This is a genomic window from Streptomyces sp. NPDC002018 (genome assembly GCF_042890865.1).
Taxonomy (GTDB): domain Bacteria; phylum Actinomycetota; class Actinomycetes; order Streptomycetales; family Streptomycetaceae; genus Streptomyces.
The window spans coordinates 23,772-31,812 of the sequence record NZ_JBIASO010000038.1 but is presented as its reverse complement, the minus strand read 5'-3'; the positions used below and the strand labels follow the sequence as shown (position 1 = coordinate 31,812).

Genomic DNA, 8,041 nt, shown 5'->3' with positions numbered 1-8,041 from the left:
CCCCGGGGGACCCCTTCCCCCGGGCCGCCCCTCCCATCAATCCGCACGTGCGACGGAGGGGCGGGGGTCAAGGGTGACCGGAGGTCATCGCGCAGCGACGCGACGCAGGAGCGCCCTTGACGCCCGCCCCGGAGTCGCGAAACTCAGAGCCAGAGGGGCGGCCCCCCACCCGACACCGAACCATCCGGCCCACCCCGAACCCCTCAGCCCTGACCCGCAGACGGCGATCCACCCCACCCCGAACCCCTCAGCCCCAACCGCGCTTCCGCCCGCTTCAGGTACGCCTCAGGTACGCCGCGTGCTCGGCTTCCAGGTCCACCACCGTGAACTCCTGCAATTCCATGATCAATTGGGACGCGAGCACCCACCCGATGTGCGGACTCTCGAACGTCACCCCGTCCGCGCCGTACGCCACCGGAAACAGCCCACCCGGCCGGTACAGCACCCCATGCACCCCCGCCGGCGCGAACGCCCGCACCCGCAACGCCACATACCGCTTCCGCAAGTGGGGGCACGCCCCCACCGAGGTCACCGCGCACGGCACACACAGCGGCGGATGCGTGGTGACATAGCCGGGCTTCCACAACTCCGGACCATCGGGATCCTCCCCCACCAACCACAGCGTCCCCTCAGACGTACGGTCCGACGGCCCGCCGCACACCTGGCACAACCGCTTACGCATGGCCCGGCGCTGCCTCAGGAAGTGCACCTGTCCGAACTCCGGCCGCCCTTTCCCCGGACTCCACCCGATCCGCTTCCACAACACACCCAGGTCGTCACGCTCGTAAGCCCCCTCGTCCGCATACGCGATGCCCAGGCCCTTCACGACCACCACACCCGACGGACGGTTCTCCGAAGACCAGCGCGCGATGTACGGAACGACATCCGGCTGCGGAAACACACCCAGCGGAGGCCTGCCCACCGGCGCGGTCACGGGCAACCACCCTCACCCGGCAGCCCGGCCGGAAGCGCCAAGTCCGCCCAGACCACCTTCCCCGGCGCGCCGTCGTCCCGTACACCGACCCCCCACTCGTCCGCCAGAGCGGCAACAAGGATCAGCCCCCGCCCGTCCAGGGCATCGGGGTCCAGACCCCGCAGCACGGGCCGACACGGTGACGAGTCGTACACCTCGATCCGCACGGCACCGAGCCTCGGCAGATAACGGGTCTCGATCTCCCGCCCCGGCGAGACACGCCCGTGCCGCGCGGCATTGGCAAGCAACTCGGAGACCACGAGCGACGCCGAGTCCTCCAACTCGGACAGCCCCCAATTCGCCAGCACCTTACGCAGCTCCACACGCGCCAACCCGACACAACTCGGATGCGAACTCCACCGCAGCACCACCGCGCCACTTCGTTCTCCGGCGCTCCGATCCGGAAGCAAGTGCCGCAAAAGCGGCTCGAAGAACTGAGCGATACCCTTCACCCTGTCATCAACTCCTTGTAGTTGAGGGCCATGCCCCCGGGCCGTTCCTGCGGTCGCGGGGGTCCTTGCCGTGCACGGCGTGTGCGTTGCCCTACGAGCTTCCGGGCGACAAGGAGTTACCGGAAAAGCGAACGGGGAACCCCACAAGGGACTTTGGGGATCCCCGCTCAGTGAGCCGGGGATACGCTGGGTCGAGTCACTTCCCATCTCTGCCAGGTGGCCCATGGACGAACGTGAGAAACTGCGTAGCGGCTATCCGCTGACGATTCCCGATGCGTTGCTCCAGAGCGAGGCCATGCGGGAGGCTTGTGCCGTTCGGAACTTTCGGGAGATCTTCCGTCTCATCAACAGACGGACGGGCTCCAGCCACGCGGCCATGGCGGCTGCCATCGGCAAGATGACGAGTGCGCGAGTGAGCGACATCATCCGAGGGGTGCGTGGCGTTCGCGGACAAGAGGTCATCGAACGCATTTGCGATGGATTCGGCATCCCCGGAAAAATGCTGGATGTGTCCGAACGGCCGTGGGAGAAGGGTTCCCCGGAAGACGGCCATCCACTCGAAGCGCCGATCTACTCTGGATCAAGCCGAGAGTCGGCGTATCGAGTGCGACCAATCTCCGTGGACAGTGACTACGCTCCTTCCGACTCGCATGCGGGTATCGCGGAGAATGACTCCGTGCACAATCTTCCTGACGTGGTCTTGGTCTCGGTATGGATTGAGGGGAGGAAACAGGTCGTGCCCGTCAGCCGACGAACCCTGGTCACCGGTGCGATTGGTGCCGCCTTACAAACAACAGGCGTGGCAATGGCTTCCGAACCTGGCCATACATCCAACCCAGGCTTCGCACTACCCAAACTGGACGCGTCCCGGATCGAGGCAGCGACCGCCCATCTCCAAGAGATGTGGCATGCCCTGGTACAGGCCGACAATCTTTTCGGTCCGCGGCATGCGCTTGCTTCGGTTCGCCAGCAATTGTCCATCCTCGAATCAATTCTGGAATACGCCAGGGGAGCCCAGCGTTCCGAACTACTGAGACTCGCGGCCCAATATGCCGAGTCTGCCGCATGGCTGCACGAAGACTCCTCCGACATACAGACTGCCGCACAGTGGACGAGCCGGGCGATGGAATGGGCGCATGAATCAGGCGACCAAGCCATGGTCACGTGGACACTTTTCCGCAGAAGTCAGCAGGCGACTACGAGGAAGAACGCGGCACAGACGGTGAGCCTCGCTCAAGCCGCCCAGCGAAACGAATCCTCCCTGACCTCACCCATGCGTGCGGCCGCCATACAGCAAGAAGCACATGGATACGCGCTGGACGCGGATGAGGTGGCGTGCCACAACCGCCTGGATGAGGCTCATGAGTTCGCAGCATCGCCGGACACCAAAGGTGATGCCCGCACGGGGCATGGGGATTTCTGCACCGCAAGTTACATTGAAATCCAGCGAGCCACTTGCTGGCTCACCCTTGGCCGCCCCGATCTCGCCGTTCCGGTCTTCGAAACCGCGCTGAACGAACTTCCGGACGCCTACCAGCGAGACCGAGGCCTTGCGCAAGCTCGTCTGGCACTCGCGTATGCGGGAATACGCGAATACGATTCGTCAGCGGCACAGGCCGCCTCCGCGCTCCGCATCGCACGCAGTTCAGGTTCGATCCGTACGATGCGTGAAACAGTGTCCGCTGTAAATGCACTGGGAGAAGTTCACACATCGCAGGCGGTGTCCCGTTTGTTCGAAGCCATCAAAGAAGGGACGGATTTCTGACGTCATGAACGGCTATGAGATGGCAGCCATGCGCCGTGCCATCGCGATTTCCGCTCAGGGGCTGGGGTCGACCAGCCCCAACCCGCCCGTTGGTTGCGTAATTCTCGACAGTGATGGGCGGACCGTTGGCGAGGGATATCACGTACGCAAGGGCGAGTCACACGCAGAAGTCAATGCCCTTGCCGCCGCCGGCAAACGGGCGGAGGGTGGAACGGCTGTCGTCACACTGGAGCCATGCAACCACTACGGGCGCACGCCACCATGCCGCGAAGCTCTGATCAACGCGAAAGTCACCAAAGTACTCATTGCTGTAATGGATCCGACGTCACGCGGCGAAGGCGGGGCAGAACTTCTACGAAAAGCCGGAATGGAAGTCCAGCAAGGCTGTCTGGAGGACGAGGCGCTTCTCGTTCTGGGCCCTTGGCGAGCCTCCCTGAAAGATGGCCGCCCCTTCATTACATGGATCTACGAAGCGAGTCCGGACGGACAGCCCGATCCCTCCCTCACGCAGGGGGTCGCACGTGAGGAGATGAATTCACTTCGAGAATCGTACGATCTCATGATCGACCAGGGCGGCATCGAAGAAGGGAGGCCAGACAGTCACGGTAACGATGTATTCCAGCTTCCGTACGGATCGTTGACCGACGATCCCGCCGAGACGCTCAGAGTCCTCGGCGAGACAGGAACGCGATCCATTCTGCTGTCCGGCGCGATCGATGAAATGTCTCCGATCACTTCAACAAAATTTGTTGATCAAGTGATCGCCTATCTTCCAAAAACGCCGTCCTCATGGTCGCCCGACATGGATTCGGCCCGGACCATGGCGGTCCCGGACGGCTTTCGGCTCATCGATGTCACCCGACGGGCAGCCCATGTCCGCCTCGTGGGGCGCAGGGCCTGATTGCGCTGGAAGAGCACGGCTACTTCCGGCGGGCGCGCCAGATCAGGTACAGCGCCGAGGTCACCGCCGCCGTGCGGAGGACCACCGGCCAGATGCCCGAGAGGGCGTCGGCCATGCCGTCGTCCGGGACCGGAGCGCCCCAGCGTCCGTCGATACGGCCCCAGAGCCAGATCAGACCGCCCGCCGCCGAGACGCCGGGGAGTCCGAAGACCGCCCATTTGGCCTCGGCACGGGAGAGGGTGCGGGAGGCGTAGGCAAGGAGCCAGCCGCCGCCCAGGGCCAGCCAGGAGCCCGCGACCGCGCCCACGACCAGCAACGCGGCGGCCAGCAGCAGGAAGGGGTTGGAGAATCCTCGCGCCTTCGCGCCCGCCTTCCCGCCGACCGCCTCGCCCGGCTTCACACCGGCCTTTCCGCCCGTCTTCGCGACGGCTTTCTTCGCGACTGCTTTCTTCGCGAAGACCTTCCTCACGCCGGCCCGCTTCGTGCCGATCCCGAACGGCCGCCGAAGACGCCGGAGGAGGGCGCCGTCCGCCGTCTTCTTGCCCGACCCGTCGTCCTCGCCGTCCTCACCCTCGTCGTCCTCGTCGTCCTCGTCGTCCTCGTCTTTAGGCGGCGGTTCGAGCATCTCCGGGACCTCGATGCCCGCCAGGATTCCCCGCTCGGTCCCCGCGACGTCCATCGGCCCCATTCCGATGCGCCACCAGTCCGGCTCGCCGAAGGACGGGGGCGGCGGGGTCGCGCGCTGCTCGGGGAAGGCGGGCTCCTGCGCGGTGAGGACGGGCTCCTCCGACCGCTGCTCCGGTACGGCGGCCCACGGCTCCTCCGGCTCGGCGGCGGTCCGGCCTGCTCCGCCGGACGCCGCCGCCACCACCGCGTCCGGTGGTCCCAGCCGCCCCAGGATGCGGCGGACGGCCGCCGGACTGTCGGTGACCGACTTCCCGCGCTGCCGCTCGATCTCGTTCCGCAGCGTCGACACCAGCCGCATCCGGTCCCCGGACGGGAGCTGCCGCTGCTGCGCCTCGTCACCGACCCGGCTCAGATAGTCGTAGACGAGCTGGTCGCTCTCGATCCCCACACAGTCCTCCGCACAAGCGCGCCGCCACACGCGATGGTGTCGGAGTCATCCCCGAACGTCCACCCCGAACACGCGCGCCGTACGCCCGGTATGAAGAAGGTACGCAGCAGACTACGGAGCGGACCCGGCACCACCCCCCGCCACGACCCCGGGCCCCGCGGCGCGGGCGGAGCGCCCCTCAGGGGCTAACGTGGAACGAATGGGGACCCGCGAAGGCTGAGCAGGAGGCGCACGTGCCCGAAGGAACCGGCGGTACGCCACCGCGGACGCTCGCGGAGGCCCTGCGTACCCAGAGCGACGAATCGCTGGCCGCCCTGCTGCGCGCCCGGCCCGATCTGCTCACCCCCGTACCCAACGACCTCTCCCAGCTCGCGACACGCGCGGGCACCCGTGCCTCCGTCGTACGGGCGCTGGAGCGGCTGGACCGTTTCACCCTCCAGACCGCGGAGGCACTGGCCGTCGCGCCCGAGCCCGCGCCGTACGACACGCTGCGCGCGCTGCTGACCGGCGACGAGGGCGACGCGCGGATCGAGGCGGCGCTGCCCGGCGCCGTGCGCACCCTGCGCGACCGGGCCCTGATCTGGGGCGGTGACGACCGGCTGCGGCTGGTCCGCACCGCCCGGGAGCTCCTCGCGCCGTCCCCCACCCACCCCTCGCCGACCGGTCTCGGCCCCACCGTCGCCGAGGCCACCTCGGGCATGTCGCCCGGCCGTCTCCAGGAGATCCTGGCCGCGGCCTGGCTGCCCTCCACCCACGATCCGGTCTCCGCCGTCGCCTCGCTGACCGCGCTCTTCACCGACCGCACGCGGATGGCCGCCCTGCTCGACACCGCCCCGATGGAGGCGCTGTCGGTGCTGGACCGGCTGGTGTGGGGGCCGCCGTACGGGGAGGTCACATCGAGCCCGACCCCGCCCGTGCAGTGGCTGCGCGACCGGGGGCTGCTGCTGCCCGCGACCACCAGGACCGTCGTCCTGCCGCGCGAGGCCGCGCTGCATCTGCGCGCCGGGCGCGCGCACCGTACGCCGGAGCCCGTGGCACCCGATGTCGCGCCCCGCTCCCCCGAGGCGGCCGGCTCGGCGAACGCCGGAAACCGTCCCCAGGTGGTGGACAGCGCCGCCGCCGCGCAGGCGTACACCGCGCTCGCCACCGTCGAGGAGCTGGCCAAGGACTGGAACGAGGGCGGTCCGAACGTCCTGCGCGCCGGCGGGCTCTCCGTACGCGATCTCAAGCGCACCGCCGCCGCCCTGGACGTCTCCGAGTCCGTGGCCGCCTTCTGGGTCGAGCTGACCTACGCGGCGGGGCTGCTGGCCACGGACGGCGAGCCGGACGAGCGGTACGCGCCGACACCCGCGTACGACGAATGGCAGGAGCTGCCCGCGCCCGAGCGCTGGGCGCGGCTCGCCACCGCCTGGCTGACGGCGACCCGTACCCCCGGTCTGGTCGGCAGCCAGGACAGCAAGGGCCGTACGCTCGCGGCCCTCGGCCCCGATCTGGACCGCGGCGCCGCGCCCGAGGTGCGGCGCCGGATCCTGGAACTCCTCGCCACCCTCCCCGAGGGCACGGCCCCCGACCCCGAATCGCTGCTGGCCCGGCTGCGCTGGGAGCGCCCGCTGCGCGGCGCGTCCTCCGCCGGCCGGTCCGACGATCTGCGCTCACGGCTCGCGGCCTGGACCCTGAACGAGGCCGAGATGCTGGGGGTCACCGGCCGGGGCGCGCTCTCCTCGCACGGCCGGGCGCTGCTGGCGCCGCGCTCCCCCGGCACCCGGGAGATCCAGGACGCCCGGGACACCCGCGCCCCGGGCGCCGCCGGGGCCGGTGTGGCCGGTGTGGCCGGTGTGGCCGGTGTGGCCGGGCAGCGCGCCGCCGCCGCGCTCGCGCCCCTGCTGCCCGAACCCCTCGACCACGTCCTGCTCCAGGCCGACCTGACCGCCGTCGCCCCGGGACCGCTCCTGCGCCCGCTCGCCGAACTGCTCTCCATCGCCGCCGATGTCGAGTCCAAGGGCGGGGCGACCGTCTACCGGTTCACTCCGGGATCCGTACGGCGCGCGCTCGACGCCGGGCAGTCGGCCTCCGATCTGCATGACTTCCTCAGGGTCCACAGCCGTACGCCCGTTCCCCAGCCGCTCGCCTATCTCATCGACGACGTGGCCCGTAAGCACGGCCATCTCCGGGTCGGTTCCGCCTCCGCGTACGTGCGCTGTGACGACGAGGCCGTGCTCGACGAGATCCTGGCCGACAAGCGCTCGCAGGGGCTGCGGCTGCGCCGGCTCGCCCCGACCGTGCTCTCCGCCCACGCCGATCCCGCGGCGCTGCTCGACGGACTGCGCACCATGGGGTTCGCGCCCGCCGCCGAGTCCGCCGAGGGTGATGTGATGATCACCCGGGCCCATGCCCACCGCACCCCGCCCCGGACCGCGCCCGCGCCCGTCCCCGACGGGCCGCCGGTGCCGGACGCGACGCTGCTCGGCGCGGCGGTGCGGGCGATCAGGGCCGGGGACCTGGCCGCCACGGTCGTCCGCAAGCCGGTCCAGGTGCCGGAACCGTCCGCGCCCCTGTCGGGCGAGGCGGTCGCCGCGGCGGCCGCGGCGACCGCGTCCGGGAACGGCGAGCTTCCCCGTACGACCTCCGCCGAGACCCTCGCGACCGTCCAGGCCGCCGCCATGACCGGCTCGGCCGTGTGGATCGGCTATGTCAACGCGGACGGCGCGGCCAGCCAGCGGGTCATCGCCCCGGTGCGGGTGGAGGGCGGCTATGTGACGGCGTACGACCACACCGCGGACGAGGTCCGCACGTACCCGCTGCACCGGATCACCGGGGTCGCCGAACTGGCCGACGACCCGGCGTAGACCGGCCCCGGACCGGGCGCCACGGACCG

Annotated in this window: 6 protein-coding genes; 3 read left to right on the top strand and 3 right to left on the bottom strand. The window is 69.5% G+C overall.

Going from position 1 to position 8,041, the window contains the following annotated elements:
- Positions 1-274 precede the first annotated feature (274 nt).
- Both ACFYYH_RS33685 and ACFYYH_RS33680 read right to left on the bottom strand, forming a co-directional pair.
- Positions 275-934, bottom strand: coding sequence for a hypothetical protein (locus tag ACFYYH_RS33685; protein WP_388559483.1), 660 nt, complete (start codon positions 932-934; stop codon positions 275-277).
- Entirely contained in the window at positions 931-1,341 is a 411-nt protein-coding gene (locus ACFYYH_RS33680) for an ATP-binding protein (RefSeq protein ID WP_388559492.1), read from the bottom strand. The genes ACFYYH_RS33685 and ACFYYH_RS33680 overlap by 4 nt, the downstream gene beginning before the upstream one ends.
- 307 nt (positions 1,342-1,648) lie before the next feature.
- Here ACFYYH_RS33680 and ACFYYH_RS33675 point away from each other — a divergent pair, with 307 nt between their 5' ends.
- Together ACFYYH_RS33675 and ribD are read left to right on the top strand one after the other, a co-directional pair.
- Positions 1,649-3,190 (top strand): hypothetical protein, encoded by a 1,542-nt coding sequence (locus ACFYYH_RS33675; RefSeq protein ID WP_388559480.1) that lies wholly within the window; start codon positions 1,649-1,651, stop codon positions 3,188-3,190.
- Between the two features lie 4 nt (positions 3,191-3,194).
- The gene (ribD, locus tag ACFYYH_RS33670; RefSeq protein ID WP_388559477.1) at positions 3,195-4,091 is read left to right on the top strand and encodes a bifunctional diaminohydroxyphosphoribosylaminopyrimidine deaminase/5-amino-6-(5-phosphoribosylamino)uracil reductase RibD; all 897 of its coding nucleotides are present in this window, start codon (positions 3,195-3,197) and stop codon (positions 4,089-4,091) included.
- Between the two features lie 19 nt (positions 4,092-4,110).
- Here ribD and ACFYYH_RS33665 read toward each other — a convergent pair whose 3' ends face one another.
- Positions 4,111-5,166, bottom strand: a complete 1,056-nt coding sequence (locus ACFYYH_RS33665) for a hypothetical protein (RefSeq protein ID WP_388559474.1) — start codon at positions 5,164-5,166, stop codon at positions 4,111-4,113.
- 233 nt (positions 5,167-5,399) lie between these two features.
- Between ACFYYH_RS33665 and ACFYYH_RS33660 the strand changes: the two genes are divergently transcribed.
- On the top strand, positions 5,400-8,012 hold the full coding sequence (locus ACFYYH_RS33660) for a helicase C-terminal domain-containing protein (RefSeq protein WP_388559471.1): 2,613 nt from the start codon (positions 5,400-5,402) through the stop codon (positions 8,010-8,012).
- The last annotated feature ends 29 nt before the right edge of the window (positions 8,013-8,041 follow it).

Excerpts from the sequence above, each read along its gene's own strand:
- ACFYYH_RS33675 (WP_388559480.1), top strand. The coding sequence starts at position 1,649 with ATGGACGAACGTGAGAAACTGCGTAGCGGCTATCCGCTGACGATTCCC.
- ribD (WP_388559477.1), top strand. The coding sequence starts at position 3,195 with ATGAACGGCTATGAGATGGCAGCCATGCGCCGTGCCATCGCGATTTCC.